15 protein-coding genes and 1 pseudogene are annotated in these 16,184 nt (G+C 71.9%); 12 read left to right on the top strand and 4 right to left on the bottom strand.

The features are described from left to right. The coding region (locus EAO71_RS39250) for a polysaccharide deacetylase family protein (protein WP_410094083.1) at positions 1-365 on the bottom strand (365 nt) is incomplete at its 3' end. Here EAO71_RS39250 and EAO71_RS29080 point away from each other — a divergent pair. The 4 genes from EAO71_RS29080 (at position 301) to EAO71_RS29095 (ending at position 3,316) form a co-directional block, all read left to right on the top strand. Beyond that, positions 301-843, top strand: coding sequence for a polysaccharide deacetylase family protein (locus EAO71_RS29080; RefSeq protein ID WP_261992441.1), 543 nt, complete (start codon positions 301-303; stop codon positions 841-843). The two genes, EAO71_RS39250 and EAO71_RS29080, sit on opposite strands and share 65 nt — an antisense overlap. A 100-nt stretch (positions 844-943) precedes the next feature. Further along, positions 944-1,300 (top strand): YciI family protein, encoded by a 357-nt coding sequence (locus EAO71_RS29085; RefSeq protein WP_147980783.1) that lies wholly within the window; start codon positions 944-946, stop codon positions 1,298-1,300. A gap of 38 nt (positions 1,301-1,338) precedes the next feature. Continuing rightward, positions 1,339-2,592 carry an RNA polymerase sigma factor gene (locus EAO71_RS29090; protein ID WP_261992401.1) on the top strand — a complete coding sequence of 418 codons (1,254 nt, stop codon included), beginning with the start codon at positions 1,339-1,341 and terminating at the stop codon, positions 2,590-2,592. Between the two features lie 61 nt (positions 2,593-2,653). Then, a complete protein-coding gene (locus EAO71_RS29095) occupies positions 2,654-3,316 on the top strand; it encodes a hypothetical protein (RefSeq protein WP_147980784.1) in 663 nt (220 codons plus the stop codon). On the opposite strand, the gene EAO71_RS29100 is transcribed toward EAO71_RS29095, so the two are convergent. Further along, positions 3,261-4,445, bottom strand: a complete 1,185-nt coding sequence (locus tag EAO71_RS29100) for a class I SAM-dependent methyltransferase (RefSeq protein ID WP_261992402.1) — start codon at positions 4,443-4,445, stop codon at positions 3,261-3,263. The two genes, EAO71_RS29095 and EAO71_RS29100, sit on opposite strands and share 56 nt — an antisense overlap. A 127-nt stretch (positions 4,446-4,572) precedes the next feature. Between EAO71_RS29100 and EAO71_RS29105 the strand changes: the two genes are divergently transcribed. The 3 genes from EAO71_RS29105 to groL all read left to right on the top strand — a co-directional run bounded on the left by EAO71_RS29105 (position 4,573) and on the right by groL (position 8,203). Further along, positions 4,573-5,496, top strand: a complete 924-nt coding sequence (locus tag EAO71_RS29105) for a polysaccharide deacetylase family protein (RefSeq protein ID WP_261992403.1) — start codon at positions 4,573-4,575, stop codon at positions 5,494-5,496. 650 nt (positions 5,497-6,146) lie between these two features. Next, on the top strand, positions 6,147-6,455 hold the full coding sequence (gene groES / locus EAO71_RS29110) for a co-chaperone GroES (protein WP_005313390.1): 309 nt from the start codon (positions 6,147-6,149) through the stop codon (positions 6,453-6,455). 119 nt (positions 6,456-6,574) lie between these two features. Beyond that, positions 6,575-8,203, top strand: coding sequence for a chaperonin GroEL (groL, locus tag EAO71_RS29115; RefSeq protein ID WP_147980787.1), 1,629 nt, complete (start codon positions 6,575-6,577; stop codon positions 8,201-8,203). A gap of 171 nt (positions 8,204-8,374) precedes the next feature. On the opposite strand, the gene EAO71_RS29120 is transcribed toward groL, so the two are convergent. Together EAO71_RS29120 and EAO71_RS29125 are read right to left on the bottom strand one after the other, a co-directional pair. Then, positions 8,375-9,073: an ester cyclase gene (locus EAO71_RS29120; protein WP_147980788.1), complete on the bottom strand. Its 699-nt coding sequence runs from the start codon at positions 9,071-9,073 to the stop codon at positions 8,375-8,377. Positions 9,074-9,228: 155 nt separating this feature from the next. Continuing rightward, positions 9,229-11,511, bottom strand: a complete 2,283-nt coding sequence (locus tag EAO71_RS29125) for a DUF2264 domain-containing protein (protein WP_147980789.1) — start codon at positions 11,509-11,511, stop codon at positions 9,229-9,231. Positions 11,512-11,688: 177 nt separating this feature from the next. Here EAO71_RS29125 and EAO71_RS29130 point away from each other — a divergent pair, with 177 nt between their 5' ends. The 5 genes and pseudogenes from EAO71_RS29130 to EAO71_RS29150 all read left to right on the top strand — a co-directional run. After that, entirely contained in the window at positions 11,689-12,789 is a 1,101-nt protein-coding gene (locus EAO71_RS29130) for a substrate-binding domain-containing protein (RefSeq protein ID WP_147980790.1), read from the top strand. Between the two features lie 110 nt (positions 12,790-12,899). Continuing rightward, the gene (locus EAO71_RS29135; protein ID WP_147980791.1) at positions 12,900-14,231 is read left to right on the top strand and encodes an ABC transporter substrate-binding protein; all 1,332 of its coding nucleotides are present in this window, start codon (positions 12,900-12,902) and stop codon (positions 14,229-14,231) included. A 4-nt stretch (positions 14,232-14,235) separates the two neighbouring features. Continuing rightward, the gene (locus EAO71_RS29140; RefSeq protein ID WP_147980792.1) at positions 14,236-15,132 is read left to right on the top strand and encodes a carbohydrate ABC transporter permease; all 897 of its coding nucleotides are present in this window, start codon (positions 14,236-14,238) and stop codon (positions 15,130-15,132) included. Beyond that, a complete protein-coding gene (locus tag EAO71_RS29145) occupies positions 15,129-15,983 on the top strand; it encodes a carbohydrate ABC transporter permease (protein ID WP_147980793.1) in 855 nt (284 codons plus the stop codon). The genes EAO71_RS29140 and EAO71_RS29145 overlap by 4 nt, the downstream gene beginning before the upstream one ends. A gap of 17 nt (positions 15,984-16,000) precedes the next feature. Beyond that, positions 16,001-16,184: pseudogene (locus tag EAO71_RS29150) on the top strand (hydroxyacid dehydrogenase); the annotation flags it as partial.

Below are 16,184 nucleotides of genomic sequence, written 5' to 3' on the forward strand. Positions count from 1 at the left end.
GGGGTCGTGCCGTACTCCTTCGCGAGCTTCGCCTGCTGGCCGCAGATCTCCCGGCGCTGGGCCTCGCGGCCGAGGGTGCGCAGGTTCGGGTGCGTGAGGGTGTGGTTGGCGACGCCGTTGCCGAGGGCGGCGAGCGGGGCGAAGTACCGGTAGTCGTCGCGTATCGCCGCGTACCGCAAGTGGGGCCTCCGGCCGCTGCCGGCCCCGCCCGCGCCACCCAGGACGAAGCCGATCCGGCGGGCGCCCGGCGCCCCCGTTCCGGTCGTCAGCGAGATACCGACGAACGAGAAGATCGTCTTCATCACCGTCGACGACGGCGCCGAGAAGGACCCCGAGTTCACGGCGATGATGAGGGACCTGGGCATCCCGGTCACCATGTTCCTCACCGACGCGGCGATACGCGACGACTACCGGTACTTCGCCCCGCTCGCCGCCCTCGGCAACGGCGTCGCCAACCACACCCTCACGCACCCGAACCTGCGCACCCTCGGCCGCGAGGCCCAGCGCCGGGAGATCTGCGGCCAGCAGGCGAAGCTCGCGAAGGAGTACGGCACGACCCCGCGCCTCTTCCGCCCGCCGTACGGCAACTGGAACGAGGACACCCGCGCCGCCGCCGGCACCTGCGGGGTCGAGGCGATCGTGCTGTGGCGCGAGTCGATGCAGATCACGAACATGCAGTACCAGCGCGGGGACCGGAAGCTGCGTCCCGGCGACGTCATCCTCGCCCACTTCCGCGGCCCCGCCGAGCTCAAGGGCACGACGATGACGCGGATGACGGCGAACCTGCTGCGCCACATCCAGGAGCAGGGCTTCACCGTCGCCCGCCTGGAGGACTACCTCTGAAAAAAACTTCTCCGGTGGTGTCGATGCGGGCCCCGGCCGTTCGACGTATGAGTGAGAGGCGGGAGAACGCACCCGCCACCGCACCACCGAGGAGAAGACGATGCCCCGCTACCTGACCATGATCCGCCTCGAAGAGGGCAGCTTCCGGCTGGAGGACGCCGACGCCGGCTTCGAGGCGCGGATGGGCGCGCTGTTCGAGGAGATCACCAAGGCCGGGGTCATGCTGGAGACCGCCGGGCTCAAGCCCACCTCCGAGTCGACCCGTGTCACCTGGGCCGACGGGAAGATCAGCTACACGGACGGCCCGTACACCGAGACCAAGGAGGTCGTCGGCGGCTACTCCATCACCCAGTGCCGGGACCTGGCCGAGGCGATCGAGTGGTCCAAGCGCTTCCTGGAGGTGCACCCGCCGGAGTGGAAGGTCACCTGCGAGGTGCGCGAGATCGAAGAGATGTGACGGACCGCGTCACGGGCGGTGTGCTGTCATGGTGAGCCGTGACAGCACACCACGCGGCCGAGAGCGTCGAGACGGTCTTCCGGATGGAGTCGGCACGGGTGATCGCCGCCGCGGCGAGGATCGTCCGCGACGTCGGCATCGCCGAGGAGATCGCCCAGGACGCGCTCGTCGCCGCTCTGGAGCAGTGGCCGCGGACCGGGGTCCCGGACCGGCCGGGCGCCTGGCTGACGGCCGCGGCCAAGCACCGCGCCGTGGACCTCGTACGACGCCGTGAGACGTACGCGCGCAAGCTCGCCGAGGTGGGCCGCGAGCTGTCGGAGGAGACGTACGACCCCGAACCCTCCGGCCCGGACGACATCGACGACGACCTGCTGCGGCTGGTGTTCACCGCCTGCCATCCGGTCCTGTCCGCCGAGGCGCGCACCGCGCTGACGCTGCGGCTGGTCGGCGGACTGCGCACGGACGAGATCGCCCGCGCGTTCCTCGTGCCGGAGCCGACGGTCGCGCAGCGGATCGTGCGCGCCAAGCGGACGCTGGCCAGGGCCGGCGTGGAGTTCGAGGTGCCGTACGGGCGGGACCGGGCCGCCCGGCTCGGCTCCGTCCTTGAGGTCATCTACCTGATCTTCAACGAGGGGTACGCGGCCACGGCCGGCGACGACCTGCTGCGTCCCGCGCTGTGCGAGGACGCGCTGCGGCTGGCCCGGGTGCTCGCCGGGCTCATGCCGCACGAGGGGGAGGTGCACGGCCTGGCAGCCCTGCTGGAGATCCAGGCGTCGCGGACGACGGCCAGGACCGGACCCGACGGGCGCCCCGTGCTCCTCGCCGAGCAGAACCGGAGCCGCTGGAACCGGCTGCTGATCCGACGCGGTTTCGCGGCCCTGCAACGCGCCGGGGACGGTGCTTCCTTCGGCCCGTACGCGCTCCAGGCCGCGATCGCCGCCTGCCACGCCCGGGCCGCGACCTACGAGGAGACGGACTGGCGCACCATCGCCGCGCTCTACGGACGGCTGGCCGCCGTAGCCCCGTCCCCGGTGGTCGAGTTGAACCGTGCGGTCGCCGTCTCGATGGCCGAGGGGCCCGCGGCGGGTCTGGCGATCGCCGACACCCTCGCGGGCGAACCCGCCCTGGACCGCTACCACTTGCTGCCGAGCGTGCGAGGCGACCTGCTGGCCCGGCTGGGCCGGACGGAGGAGGCGCGGAGCGAGTTCGAGCGGGCGGCGGACCTGACCCGCAACGAACGGGAGCGTGAACTCCTGCGTGCCCGGGCGCGATCGCTCCCGTCGCAGGAGTGACGGGCGACGGCCCGGAACGCCCGGTCCACCGACCGGCCGTCGCGGAACATAGGCTGCCGCCATGCCCCGTCGTACTCCGCTGCCCCCGTCCCCGCCGCCGCCCGAGATACGGAACTGGCCCGACCGCGAGACGCTGCTCGCCGACCGGGCCCTCGCGCTGGACGAGCTCGGGCGCCGGCTGCTGGGCGGGAAGCGGCTGACGCTCTTCCTGGTCGCCCTGGTCCTCGTGGAGCTGGGCTGGGCCCTCGTCGGCGTCCTGCTGACCGCCTTCGACCAGGCCGCGCTCGACCCGATCACGCTCCTGCCCGCCGTGGTCGCCGCCTGCCTGGGCATCGGGGCGCTCGTCCCGGGCGTCTGGCTGACCGTTCGCGGGGTCCTGGCCGACCGGGTGGTCCGCGGCCGGCTGGGCGAGTGGGCGACGCTGGACCGCCACGCGGCCGCCGACGCCCGGCTGCGCGCCCCGGGGTGGAGCGTCTGCTGGCTGCTGGTGGGCTTCCTGCTGTGCGCCGTCGGCCTGTGGATCTCGTTCGCCGTCCCGGCGGGCACGACCCGCGAGAACGGCGGCTACGGACTCGTCGCGTACGGGATGGGCGCCGGGCTCGCCCTGTGGGTGCACGGCCTCGTCGGGCTGGCCAAGGCCGCCGGCCACTACCGTTTCGCGGTCCGGCTCACCGGCCGGCCGGGTGACCGATCAGCATCGTCGGGGCGCCCGCGACCCGAGTGAGGAACAGCGTCGCGGAGTTCGGGCCCTTGGGCTTGATCCTGCGGCGCATCTCCTCGGGCTCGACCGCCGAGCCGCGCTTCTTCACCGTCAGGGTGCCGACCTCGCGTTCGCGCAGCAGGGCCTTCACCTTCTTGAGGTTGAAGGGCAGGCTGTCGGTGATCTCGTACGCGGTGGCGTACGGGGTCGTCCGCAGCTCGTCCGCGGTGACGTAGGCGATCGTCTCGTCGACCAGGCCGCCCGCCAGCTCCTCGGCGACCTCCGCGACCAGATGGGCGCGGATGACGGCGCCGTCGGGCTCGTAGAGGTACCGGCCGACCGGCCGTACCGCGGGATCGGGCAGGCCGCGCCCCTTCAGGCTCGTACCGGCGGGCAGCAGCGTGGCACGCCGGGCGCCGGGCGTCGTGCCGAACCAGAGCACGGCCTCCTTCACGTCACCGCCGTCCGAGATCCACTCCGCCTCGGCCTCGTCCGGCACCGCCTCGTGGGGGACGCCCGGGGCGATCTTCAACGCCGCGTGCGGGGCCCTGCGGGCCGCCTCCGTCGCCCAGGAGAGCGGCGGCGAGTACGCCTCCGGGTCGAAGATCCGGCCCCGCCCGCCGCGCCGCGCCGGGTCCACGAAGACCGCGTCGTACGGCGCCGTGTCGATCTCCGTCACGTCCGCGCACCGGACCTCGATGAGCCCGTCGAGCCCGAGGGCCGCCGCGTTCGCGCGGGCCGCCTCCGCGGTCAGCGGGTCACGGTCGACGGCGAGCACCGAGATGCCCGCACGGGCGAACGCGATCGCGTCCCCGCCGATCCCGCCGCACAGGTCGGCGACGCTGCGCACGCCCAGCTCGCGGAAGCGCTCGGCGCGGTACGTGCCGACCGTCGCCCGGGTCGACTGCTCGACGCCGTTGGGCGTGAAGTACATCCGGTGGGCGTCCTCGGCGCCGAACTTCGCCACCGCCCGCTGGCGCAGGCGCGCCTGCCCGAGTGCCGCCGTGACCAGTTCGGCCGGGTGCTCGCGGCGCAGCCGGGAGGCGACCGCCAGTTCCTGCGCGGGGTCGTAGTCGCGCAGGCCGGCGAGCAGGGTCTGGCCCTCGGGCGTGAGCAGGGCGGCGAAGGAGGCGAGGTCGGTCACCCGTCCCATTGTGGGCCCTGCCTCCGAGTGGGCCGGCCGGGGGACGGTACGCGCGGCGCGCCGACGGCGTGGACGCCCGAGGGCCTTCGCGCTGACAGGATGCGGCGCCATGCAGCTAGTACGACAAAAGGAACGAATGCTTACAAAGCGAGGTCGCCGTACGCGACGGTCGGTGGGTGCGGTCCTCCTCGTCGCCGCCCTCGGATCCGCCTGCGCCGGGCCCTCCACGGACGCCGGGGGTGCGGGCGGCGCGCCCAAGGGGCCCGCGAGCCCCGCCGCGGGGCAGCCGCGCGCGGAGGGGGCGGCCGGCGCCCTCGAGGCGTACGTGGAGAAGGTCCGCAAGCAGCGGGCCGCCCGGGTGCTGGCCGCCAAGAAGTGGGGCCTCGACAAGCCGCCGCTGGAGGCGCCCTCGCCGCCCCGGGTGAAGCCGACGATCACCACCCGCAAGGGCTTCGAGACGTCCGGCGAGGGCCTGCCGCCCGTCTTCACCACCGTGCCGACCAAGGACAAGGTCGTCTTCCTCACGATCGACGACGGGGCGGAGAAGGATCCCGAGCTGCTGCGGATGATGACCGAGCTGGGCATCCCGTACAGCGCCTTCCTGAGCGACTACCTGGTCAAGGAGGACTACGGCTACTTCGCCAAGATGCAGAAGGCCGGCGTCTCCCTGCACAACCACACCCTCAACCACCGCTATCTGCCCGGGCTCTCGTACGCCGCGCAGAAGCGGGAGATCTGCGGGATGCAGGACACCATCGAGAAGCGGTTCGGCAAGCGGCCGCCGCTCTTCCGTCCGCCGTACGGCAACTACAACCGCGACACGCTGACCGCGGCCAAGTCGTGCGGCGTCAAGGCGGTGCCGCTGTGGGCCTCGGAGGCGTTCCCGGACCACATGGAGTGGCGCGAGTGGGACCGGGACCTGCACCCCGGCGACATCGTCCTCACGCATTTCCGGGGCAAGGGGGACTGGAAGGGCACCATGCCGGACATGATCCGCCGCGTGATGAAGACGATCACGGCCAAGGGTTACGCGGTCGCCAAGCTCGAGGACTACGTGTGACCCGGGCGCGCCGGCCGCTGGCCGGACTGCTGCTGGCCGGCGCGCTCCTTGCGGTGACGGGCTGCGCCTCGTCCGTGGACCCGATCGAACGCCTGGGCCGGAGGGCCGCGGAAGGCGTGGGGCCGTCCGCGGTCGTGGTGCCGGCGGCGCGGGGCCCGGTGGGGGAGGTCCGGCACGCGGCGCACGCCGGGCGGCCGGTCCGCGGGAGCGCGGGCGCCCCCGGTGCCGCGGCCCCGGACGGGGCCGGGGAGGCGACCCTCACCGAGACGGCCGCCCGGATGTTCCGCACGGCCGCGCGGTCGTGGCCCCACGGGTCCGCCCGGCCGCACCGGAGGCCGCCCGTGAAGGCGGAGCGACACGCGGATGCCGGGGCCCACGAGGGGGCCGGCCGGCACGCGATGGCCGGCCGACATGCGGAACCAAAGGGTCCGTCAGACCGTTTCCCGGAGCGGGACCGAATCGCCACACGGCACTGAATTGGCACTCCGCTTGACCGAGTGCTAATCGCAGTCATAGTCTCGGCTCTGGCACTCCCCACTGGAGAGTGCCAACACAGCGACGGGCAGGTCCGGCACCCGCGACGACGGATCCACCTGGTCGCCACCTCAGACAGTTAACCCCGTGAGATCTCCGAAGGGGGAGGTCGGATCGTGACGACCGCCAGCTCCAAGGTTGCCATCAAGCCGCTCGAGGACCGCATCGTGGTCCAGCCGCTCGACGCCGAGCAGACCACGGCCTCTGGCCTGGTCATTCCGGACACTGCCAAGGAGAAGCCCCAGGAGGGCGTCGTCCTGGCCGTTGGCCCGGGCCGCTTCGAGAACGGCGAGCGTCTGCCGCTCGACGTCAAGACCGGCGACATCGTGCTGTACAGCAAGTACGGCGGCACCGAAGTGAAGTACAGCGGCGAGGAGTACCTCGTCCTCTCGGCTCGCGACGTGCTCGCGATCGTCGAGAAGTAGTTCACCGAAGTACCCGAAGTACCTGAAGCAGATGCTTTGAGCTGCGCCCCGAGGCCCCTTCCAGGCGCCCCGGGGCGCGGTTCGTTCCACCCGATTTCCGAGAGGGCTGAACCGCTCCCATGGCGAAGATCCTGAAGTTCGACGAGGACGCCCGTCGCGCCCTTGAGCGCGGCGTCAACAAGCTTGCCGACACGGTGAAGGTGACGATCGGCCCCAAGGGCCGCAACGTCGTCATCGACAAGAAGTTCGGCGCCCCCACCATCACCAACGACGGTGTCACGATCGCCCGCGAGGTCGAGATCGACGACCCGTACGAGAACCTCGGTGCCCAGCTGGTGAAGGAGGTGGCGACCAAGACCAACGACATCGCGGGTGACGGCACCACCACCGCCACCGTGCTCGCCCAGGCCCTGGTCCGCGAGGGTCTGCGCAACGTCGCCGCCGGCGCCTCCCCGGCCGCCCTGAAGAAGGGCATCGACGCCGCCGTCAAGGCCGTCTCCGACGAGCTGCTCGCGACCGCGCGTCCGATCGAGGACAAGTCCGACATCGCCGCCGTGGCCGCGCTCTCCGCGCAGGACCAGCAGGTCGGCGAGCTCATCGCCGAGGCGATGGACAAGGTCGGCAAGGACGGTGTCATCACCGTCGAGGAGTCCAACACCTTCGGCCTGGAGCTCGACTTCACCGAGGGCATGGCCTTCGACAAGGGCTACCTGTCCCCGTACATGGTCACCGACCAGGAGCGTATGGAGGCCGTCCTCGACGACCCGTACATCCTGATCCACCAGGGCAAGATCTCCTCGATCCAGGACCTGCTGCCGCTCCTCGAGAAGGTCATCCAGGCCGGCTCCAGCAAGCCGCTGCTGATCATCGCCGAGGACGTCGAGGGCGAGGCCCTGTCGACCCTGGTCGTTAACAAGATCCGCGGCACCTTCAACGCCGTGGCCGTCAAGGCCCCGGGCTTCGGCGACCGCCGCAAGGCGATGCTCGGCGACATGGCCACCCTCACCGGTGCCACCGTCATCGCCGAGGAGGTCGGCCTCAAGCTCGACCAGGCCGGTCTGGACGTGCTGGGCACCGCCCGCCGCGTGACCATCTCCAAGGACGACACCACCATCGTCGACGGTGGCGGCAACTCCGAGGACGTGCACGGCCGCGTCAACCAGATCAAGGCCGAGATCGAGTCCACGGACTCCGACTGGGACCGCGAGAAGCTCCAGGAGCGCCTCGCGAAGCTGGCCGGCGGCGTGTGCGTGATCAAGGTCGGCGCCGCCACCGAGGTGGAGCTGAAGGAGAAGAAGCACCGTCTGGAGGACGCCATCTCCGCGACCCGCGCCGCGGTCGAGGAGGGCATCGTCTCCGGTGGTGGCTCCGCTCTGGTCCACGCCGTCAAGGTCCTCGAGGGCAACCTCGGCAAGACCGGCGACGAGGCCACGGGTGTCGCGGTCGTCCGCCGCGCCGCCGTCGAGCCGCTGCGCTGGATCGCCGAGAACGCCGGCCTCGAGGGCTACGTCATCACCTCCAAGGTGGCGGAGCTCGACAAGGGCCAGGGCTTCAACGCCGCGACCGGCGAGTACGGCGACCTGGTCAAGGCCGGCGTCATCGACCCGGTGAAGGTGACGCGCTCCGCGCTGGAGAACGCCGCCTCGATCGCCTCCCTCCTCCTCACCACCGAGACCCTCGTGGTGGAGAAGAAGGAAGAGGAGCCTGCGGACGCGGGCCACGGCCACGGTCACGGCCACTCGCACTGACACACCGCTCCACGGCAGCACGCCGACGCGCCGCACGGATCCCGTGCGGCGCGCAGGCCGCGCAGCCCGGAACGCCCCGCGTGGCCGGCCCGCCCGGCACGCAGCCGAGGCCCGGCGTCCCCGTCGCGGGGACGCCGGGCCTCGCCCGTTCTCCTGTCGCGCGTTCTCCGGTCAGGTCTCGACGGCGCCGAGCTGCCCCATGAGGCCCAGCAGGTCGTACTGCCACCAGCCCTCCACGGCCTTGCCGTCGTCGCGGAAGCGATGGATGACGGTGCCGGTCATGGACACCTTCCGGCCGGTGGCCTCCAGGCCCATGAAATCGCCCGTGTGCGTGGCGTTCCAGGTCCAGCGGGTGCAGACCTTGTCGCCCTCGGCGATCTGGTCGTCGACCACGAAGTCGAAGTCGAAGCCGCCCCGCCACATCTCCACCTCGCGCCGGACGGCGTCCATGCCGAAGACGTCCTGCACATTGGTCGGGTCGTGGTCGTGGTACCCCTCGGCGAAGACCTCGTCCAGCGGCGCGAGCTCGCCCTCGGCGCCGATCAGCTCGAAGAACCGGCGGGCCGTCGCCTTGCAGAGCTGGATGTCCTTGACGACGTCGAGGTCGGTGAACGTCGGCATCTCGTCACAGAGGGCGACCATCTCCCGGAAGATCCGGTCGGTCTCGGGGAGCTGCGAGTTCCTCATCGCCACGTCGTACGAGGGGAATTCGACGATCTCCACGAAGTGGGAGGTGTCGGAGCGGTCCTTGCCGATGAGGCTGTGGGTCGCGGTGCGCTTGCCCTTGGTCTGCTCGACCCACAGGTCCATGAGCCGGTTCATGTCGTCGATCCGACTCGTCTTGCAATCGATTATCTGTACGAAAGTCATGGCGCCTCCCGGACCGGGTGGGACCACTCCAGTCTAGGGCGTGTGGCGAAAGGAGCGCCGTCCGCCCGGATCGCGGGGCAGGCGGGACTTTCGCCACACGCCCTCGGTCGGTCGTCGGGATCGGGCCGGCCCAGGCGGGCCCGGCCCGGACCGGCCTACGCGGACCGGGTCAGGTCGGAGGCGCGTACCGGCTCGCGGAACGGCTCCCCACGCCCGTACCGCGCCACCTCCTCCAGCGCCTGGTCCGCCATGCGGTGCAGCTCGTTGCCGAGCGAGCCGGCGACGTGCGGGGTGAGCAGGACGTTCGGCAGCGCGTAGAGGGGCGAGTCCGCTTCGGGGACCTCCGGGTCCGTGACGTCGAGGACCGCGCGCAGCCGGCCGGTCCGCAGCTGGGTCAGGAGCGCGTCCTCGTCGACGAGGGAGCCGCGCGAGGTGTTCACGAGTGTCGCCCCGTCGGGCATCGCGGCCAGCTGAGCCGCACCGATCATCCGGTGCGTGGCGGGAAGTTGGGGCGCGTGCACGGAGACGATCGAGCTGCGGGCGCAGAGCTCGTCGAGCCCGACGAGGCCGACGCCCAGGGCCCGGGCCCCGGCGGCGTCCACGTACGGGTCGTGGAGGAGCACCTCGAAGTCGAAGGGCCGCAGCAGTTCGATCACGCGGCGGCCGATCCGGGACGCCCCGACGATGCCGACCGTCCGGCGGTAGTTGCCCCAGGCCTCCGCATCGGCCTCGGCCAGCCAGGCGTGCTCGGCGCGGACCTGTCCGTAGCGCAGCGCCGAGTGGAGGACCCGCTTGCCGGCGAAGAGGATCGCCGCGAGCGTGTACTCGGCGACGGGCAGGGCGTTGGCCGCCGCCGCCGAGGTGACGGCGAGGCCGCGGTCCCAGCAGGCCTCGGTGACATGGTGTTTGACCGAGCCGGCGGCGTGGACCACGGCCCGCAGCCGGGGTGCCCGGTCCAGGACCTCGGCGCGGCCGTGGGCCAGGGTCGCGGAGACGATCCGGATGCCGGGGAGGGGGGTGTGCAGGGAGGCGGCCCAGCCGGGACCGGTGCCCCGGGGGGCGGCCGGACCGCGCGGGGTGAGCCGGCCCTCGACGRCGAGGCCGAAGTGGTTGTCCGCGGGCGCCGGCGGAGCGGTGGGGCCGGTGCGGGTGGAGTAGGCGGAGCGGGCGTAGCCGGCGTCGTCGGCTCCGGCCGCGTCACCGGGCACGTGGTTGCTGCCATGGTTGTGGAGGCGGACGAGCCCGTCGGTGGCGGTCGACTGGATGAGCAGGCCGGCCGGGGCGACGGCGCGGACGGTGTCGGCCCGTTCGGCGGGGAGCGGTTCCTCGGGGTCGGTCCACGCGGGGTGTCCGGCGGGAAGGAGGAGGCCGAGGAAGCCCTTGGAGGCCCAGTAGGGCGATGCGGGGCCGGAGTAGTTCTGGACGATCGGCGGATGGGGACCGTGCCAGCCGAGGGTGAGCAGACCGTTGTCGTCGGTGGCGCCGCGTTCGAGGAAGTAGCGCAGGGTGCCGGAGGCGAGGCGGCGGGTGGCGCCGGGGCGGAGCGGGGTGTGGCCGGTGAGCGCGCCGAGCCAGGGGGCGGCGGCCGCGGCGAAGCGGTAGGTCAGGGAACGGCCTTGGGGCAGGGGGGCGCCGTTGGCGTCGAAGAGGTGCACGTAGTCGTCGAGTTGGGCACGCAGTCGGGGGCCGTAGCGGTCGAGGAGCTCCCGGTCGCCGGAGAGGTGGGCGTGCAGCACGGGGTAGAAGTGCAGGGCCCAGGCGTTGTAGTGGTCGAACGCGCGGTTGTCGCCGTCGCTGTACCAGCCCCGGCCGAGGTACCACCGGTCGATGCGGGCGAGGGAGCGCTCGATGGTGGCGGCGGCGCGTTCGGTCTCGATCCCCGCGTCCTGGAGGAAGCCCGCGACGGTGAGGCCGAAGAGCCACCAGTTGTTGTCGACGGGCGACGGCTGGAGGGCGGGCAGCAGCCAGTCGACCGTGCGCTGCCGGGTGCGGTCGTCGAGGGTGTCCCAGAGCCAGGGCCGGGTGAGCCGCAGCCCGAGGGCGACGGAGGCGGATTCGACGATCGCCTGGCGCACGTCGGTCGTCAGGGGCCAGGTGTCGGGACCGTCGACGGCCTCGGTGCCCGAGCGGCCCGCGTCGGCGGCCTCGGTGCCGGCGGCGAGGCCCTCGGCGTAGCGGGCCAGGTGGCCGTGCGGGTCGCCGCCTTGGGCGCCGGCGACGCGGAAGGCGGCGAGGAGGAAGGTACGGGCGTACCCCTCCAGGCCGTCGGAGCGGACGCCGGACCAGCTGGGGCGGGGGCCGGGGAGGTCGATCAGGCCGCCGCGGGGCGAGGCGTAGGGGCGCACGGCCAGCAGGAGCCGGTCGGCCGTCGTCTCCCAGTGCGCACGGGTCCAGCCGGTGTACGGGCTGAGCTCACGGTTCTCGGGCGGCGTGGGCATGATGCTCCCTGAGGCGGACGGCGGCGTCGCCCGGAATCATGAACACGCTTCGATCGAACGTCAATGCGTTCGGAGCGAATGATCGAAACTCCTACCGTTCGATCATTCCGCATGAGAAGGTCTGGCCACGGGAACGGCATCCCGCCGGACCGCCACACCGCGAGGGGGATCTGCACCGTGCGCGAGAGTGCTGCCGAACGACACGATCGGCTCCTGGCCCTGGTGCGGGAGCGCGGCACCGCCCGCGTCTCCGAACTGGCCGACCGACTCGGGGTCTCCCCCGTCACCGCCCGCCGCGACGTCGAGGCGCTGGCGGCCAAGGGGCTCCTCGACCGCGTCCACGGCCAGGTGTCCTGGCCCGAGCGCCAGGGCGCGGGGGCGGGCGGCCGCGCGGGCGAGGGCCTGGTGCTCGGCCTGCTCGCCCCCTCGGCCACCTACTACTTCGCCGAGGTCATCCGGGGTGCGCACGAGGCGGCGGCGCGGGCCGGCGCCCGGCTCGTGCTGCGGATCTCCGACTACCGGCCGGAGGACGACCGCGCCCGCACCGAGGGCCTGCTGACCGCCGGAGCGCAGGGGGTGCTCGTCGCACCGGGCTGGCGGGGCCCCGAGGACCGGCTCGCGTACGGCGACTGGCTGGCCGAACTCCCCGTGCCCGCCGTGCTCCTGGAGCGCCGCGCGGACCCGGGCTCCTCGCTCGACAGCCTGGACCGCGTCGTCTCCGACCACGGCCACGGCGTGCTGCTCGCCCTGCGCCACCTGCTCGGACTCGGCCACGGGACCCCGTTGCTCGTGGCCCGCGGCGACAGCCCGACGGCCCTCGCGGTGCGCGCCGGGTACGCCGAGGCCCTGGTCGCGCTGGACGTGGCGGCGCCCGGACCGGTGATCGATTCCGTACCGGCCGACCAGGACCCGGAGGGCTTCGAGCGCGCCGTACGGAGCCTGTACGAGGCGGTGACCTCGGGCCGGGCGACCGCGGCCCTGGTCCACAACGACGTGGACGCGATCCAGATCGTGCAACGACTGGCCGAGCTGGGCGTCAGGGTGCCGCGGGACCTGGCCCTGATCGCCTACGACGACGAGGTCGCCGCACTCGCCGACACCCCCCTGACGGCCGTCGCCCCGCCCAAGCGCCAGGTGGGCCGCCACGCCACGGAACTGCTGGTGGAGCGGCTGACGGAGGCCCCGGACGAGGAGTCGCCCCGGCGCCATCTGAGCCTGCTCCCCCGGCTCCGGGTGCGGGCCTCGTGCGGGGCCCCGCGCCCCGGCCGAGCCTTCTGATCGATCTGAGCTTTTTTCGATCAATCAATCTTTCGCTCTTGACTTCGGTCACGAACGGTCCAAGGATCACGGCCACACCTTCCAAGCCACCCGCCTTCAGGAGCCGCGCCGTGAGCCGCAGTTGGAGCAGAACCTCTCGTGTCATAGCCGGCACCGCGACCGCCCTCGCCGTTCTCACGGCCTGCGGCGGCAGCGGTGACGACTCGTCCGCCGCGGGATCCAAGGGGTCCGACGGCAAGCCCGTGACCATCACCTTCTGGGGCTGGGCCAAGGGCTCCAAGGACGTGGTGGACGCGTTCAACGCCTCCCACAAGAACATCCGGGTGAAGTTCGAGGAGATCCCCTCCGGCACCGCCGGCGGCTACGCCAAGATCTCCAACGCCGTGAAGGCCGGCAACGCGCCCGACCTGGTCTCCATCGAGTACTCCTCGCTCCCGGAGTTCGTCAGCTCCGGCGCCCTGCAGGACATCGGCGGCGAGTTCACCGAGGCCGACCGCGGCAAGCTGCTGCCGCAGGCCGTGGAGCTCACCACCCTCGGCGGCAGGACCTGGGCCGTCCCGTTCGACGCCTCCCCGCAGGCGTTCTTCTACCGCAAGGACCTCTTCGACCGGTACAAGGTCGAGGTCCCCACGACCTGGGACGCCTTCAGGACCGCGGCGGAGAAGGTGAAGAAGGCCGACTCCGAGGCCCGCATCGCCACCTTCTTCCCCGATGACCCGACCACCTTCGAGGCGATGGCCTGGCAGGCCGGCGCGCAGTGGTTCAAGGCGGAGAACGACACCTGGAAGATCGACACCACGGACGCGGCCACCACCAAGGTCGCGACCTACTGGCAGGGCCTGATCGACGCAGACCTGGTCCACAAGAACGCCTCGTTCAGCCCCGAGTGGACCGGCTCCCTCAAGAACGGCACCACCATCGGCTACCTCGGCGCCTCCTGGGGTGCGGGCGTCCTCAAGGGCACCCTGCCCGAGCAGAGCGGCAAGTGGGCCGTCGCCCCGATGCCCAGCTGGGACGGCAAGCCCGCCAGCGGCATGCTCGGCGGCACCTCCTTCGCGGTGACCAAGGACAGCAGGCAGAAGGCGGCGGCCGTCGAGTTCGCCGAGTGGATGTCCACCACGGAGGCGGGCGTCAAGGCCCGGATCGCCTCCGGCACCTCCAGCGCCTTCCCGGCCACCACCGCGCTGCGCCCGGTCGCCAAGCAGGTCTTCGACGCGAGCTTCTACGGAGGCCAGGACATCTACGCGCTCTTCGAGGAGTCCGGCGCCGCGATCGGCCCGAACTGGGCCTGGGGGCCGACCACCGGCACCACCAACACCGCCATCAAGGACCAGTTCGGCAAGATCACCAAGGGTGGGCCGACGATCGCCGACGCCATCCGCACCGGCCACGACGCGACCGTCGCCGAGCTGACCAAGCGCGGCCTGAAGGTCGAGGGCTGACCGGATGAAGGCCCGCACCCGTGCCGCAGCCGTTCTGCTGACCCCCTTCTTCGTCCTGTTCACCGCGGTGWTGGTGGTGCCGATCGGATACGCGGTCTGGCTCAGCCTGTTCACCGAGAAGCAGTCGGGACTGGGCTTCGGCGGCACCGAGACCGTGTTCACCGGCCTCGACAACTACACCGCGGCGCTGGGTGACCGGGCCTTCCGCGAGGGCTTCGGCGTACTGCTCGGATACTGCCTCTTCTACATTCCGCTGCTGCTCGCCGGGGCCCTCGGCCTCGCCCTGCTGCTCGACTCGGCCCTCGCCCGCGCCCGCCGGTTCTTCCAGCTCGCGCTCTTCCTGCCGCACGCCGTCCCGGGCATCATCGCCGCGCTGATCTGGGTCTACCTCTACACGCCCCAACTCAGCCCGGTCGTCGAGGCGATGGAGGCCGGCGGCGTCGGCTTCGACTTCTTCTCCCCCGAAGGCGCGCTGCCCTCGGTGGTCAACATCGCGCTGTGGGAGTGGCTCGGGTACAACATGGTGATCTTCTACGCCGCCCTCCAGGCCATCGACCGCTCCGTGCTCGAAGCGGCCACCGTCGACGGCGCGAACTCCTGGCGCATCGCGTTCAGCATCAAGGTCCCGCTGATCCGGGCCTCGCTCGCCATGGTCGGCCTGTTCACCGTCATCGGATCCCTGCAGCTGTTCACCGAGCCGCTGATCCTCAACAAGGGCACGGGCTCCGCCGTCACCTCGACCTGGACGCCGAACATGTACGCGTACACCGCGGCCTTCGACCGCAACGACTACGGACTGGCCGCCGCCGCGTCCGTCCTGCTCGCGCTCACCGCCGCGCTGCTGTCCTTCGGCGTCACCCGCCTGACGGGCCGCGCCGACCGCAGGGAGAAGCGCGCATGAGCAAGCCCCGCACCCGGAGCGCCTGGCTCTCCAGGACCGCCGTCAACGGCGCGCTCGTCCTCGCCGTCGTCTACATGCTCTTCCCGCTCGTCTGGCTGCTGACCGCGGCCACCAAGGACGCGGGTGGCCTGCTCGCCGGGAACGCCTTCTCCTTCGAGGGCTTCGACCTCGGCGGCAACCTCTCGCGCCTGGCCGACTACAACGACGGCATCTACTTCCACTGGTACGTCAACAGCCTGCTGTACGCGGGCGTCGGCGCCCTCGCCTGCTCGCTGGTCAGCGTCGCCGCCGGCTACGCCTTCGACAAGTACGACTTCCCCGGCAAGGAGAAGCTGTTCGGCGTCGTCCTGCTCGGCGTGCTGGTGCCCACCACGGCCCTGGCCCTGCCGATGTACCTGCTCGCCAGCAAGGTGGGCGTCGTCAACACCTACTGGGCCGTGCTCGTGCCCGTCCTGGTCAACCCCTTCGGGGTCTACCTGGCCCGGGTGTTCAGCTCCGGCTACATACCCGACGAGGCGCTCGAGGCCGCCCGCATCGACGGTGCCGGCGAACTGCGCACCTTCTGGTCGATCGGTCTGCGCATGGTGATGCCGGGCTTCGTCACCGTCTTCCTCTTCCAGTTCACCGCTATCTGGAACAACTTCTTCCTCCCCCTGGTGATGCTTTCGGACCAGAAGCTCTTCCCGCTGAGCCTCGGCCTGTACGCATGGAACAGCAACGCCCACGCGGAACCCGACTTCTACCCCCTCGTCGTCACCGGATCCCTGCTCGCCGTCGTCCCCCTCGTCGTCGCCTTCGTCTCCCTCCAGCGTCACTGGAAGGCGGGTCTGACCGCCGGCAGCGTCAAGTGAGGAGCTCTCGTCCCACGATGCACGACACCACTGACATCCCGCGGCCGGCCGGTGGGCCCGAGACGGCGGACGGAAGGCCGGCGCTGCTGCTCGCCATGGGCCCCGGCATCGCCGACCGGCTGCTGACCGACGCCCATCGCGCCCGCCTCGCGGACCTCTCCCGTACCGACCCCCACCTCGTCGCCCACGACCTGGCCGCCC

Origin of the sequence: Streptomyces sp. MS191 (genome assembly GCF_008042125.1) — a bacterium.
Lineage (GTDB): Bacteria > Actinomycetota > Actinomycetes > Streptomycetales > Streptomycetaceae > Streptomyces.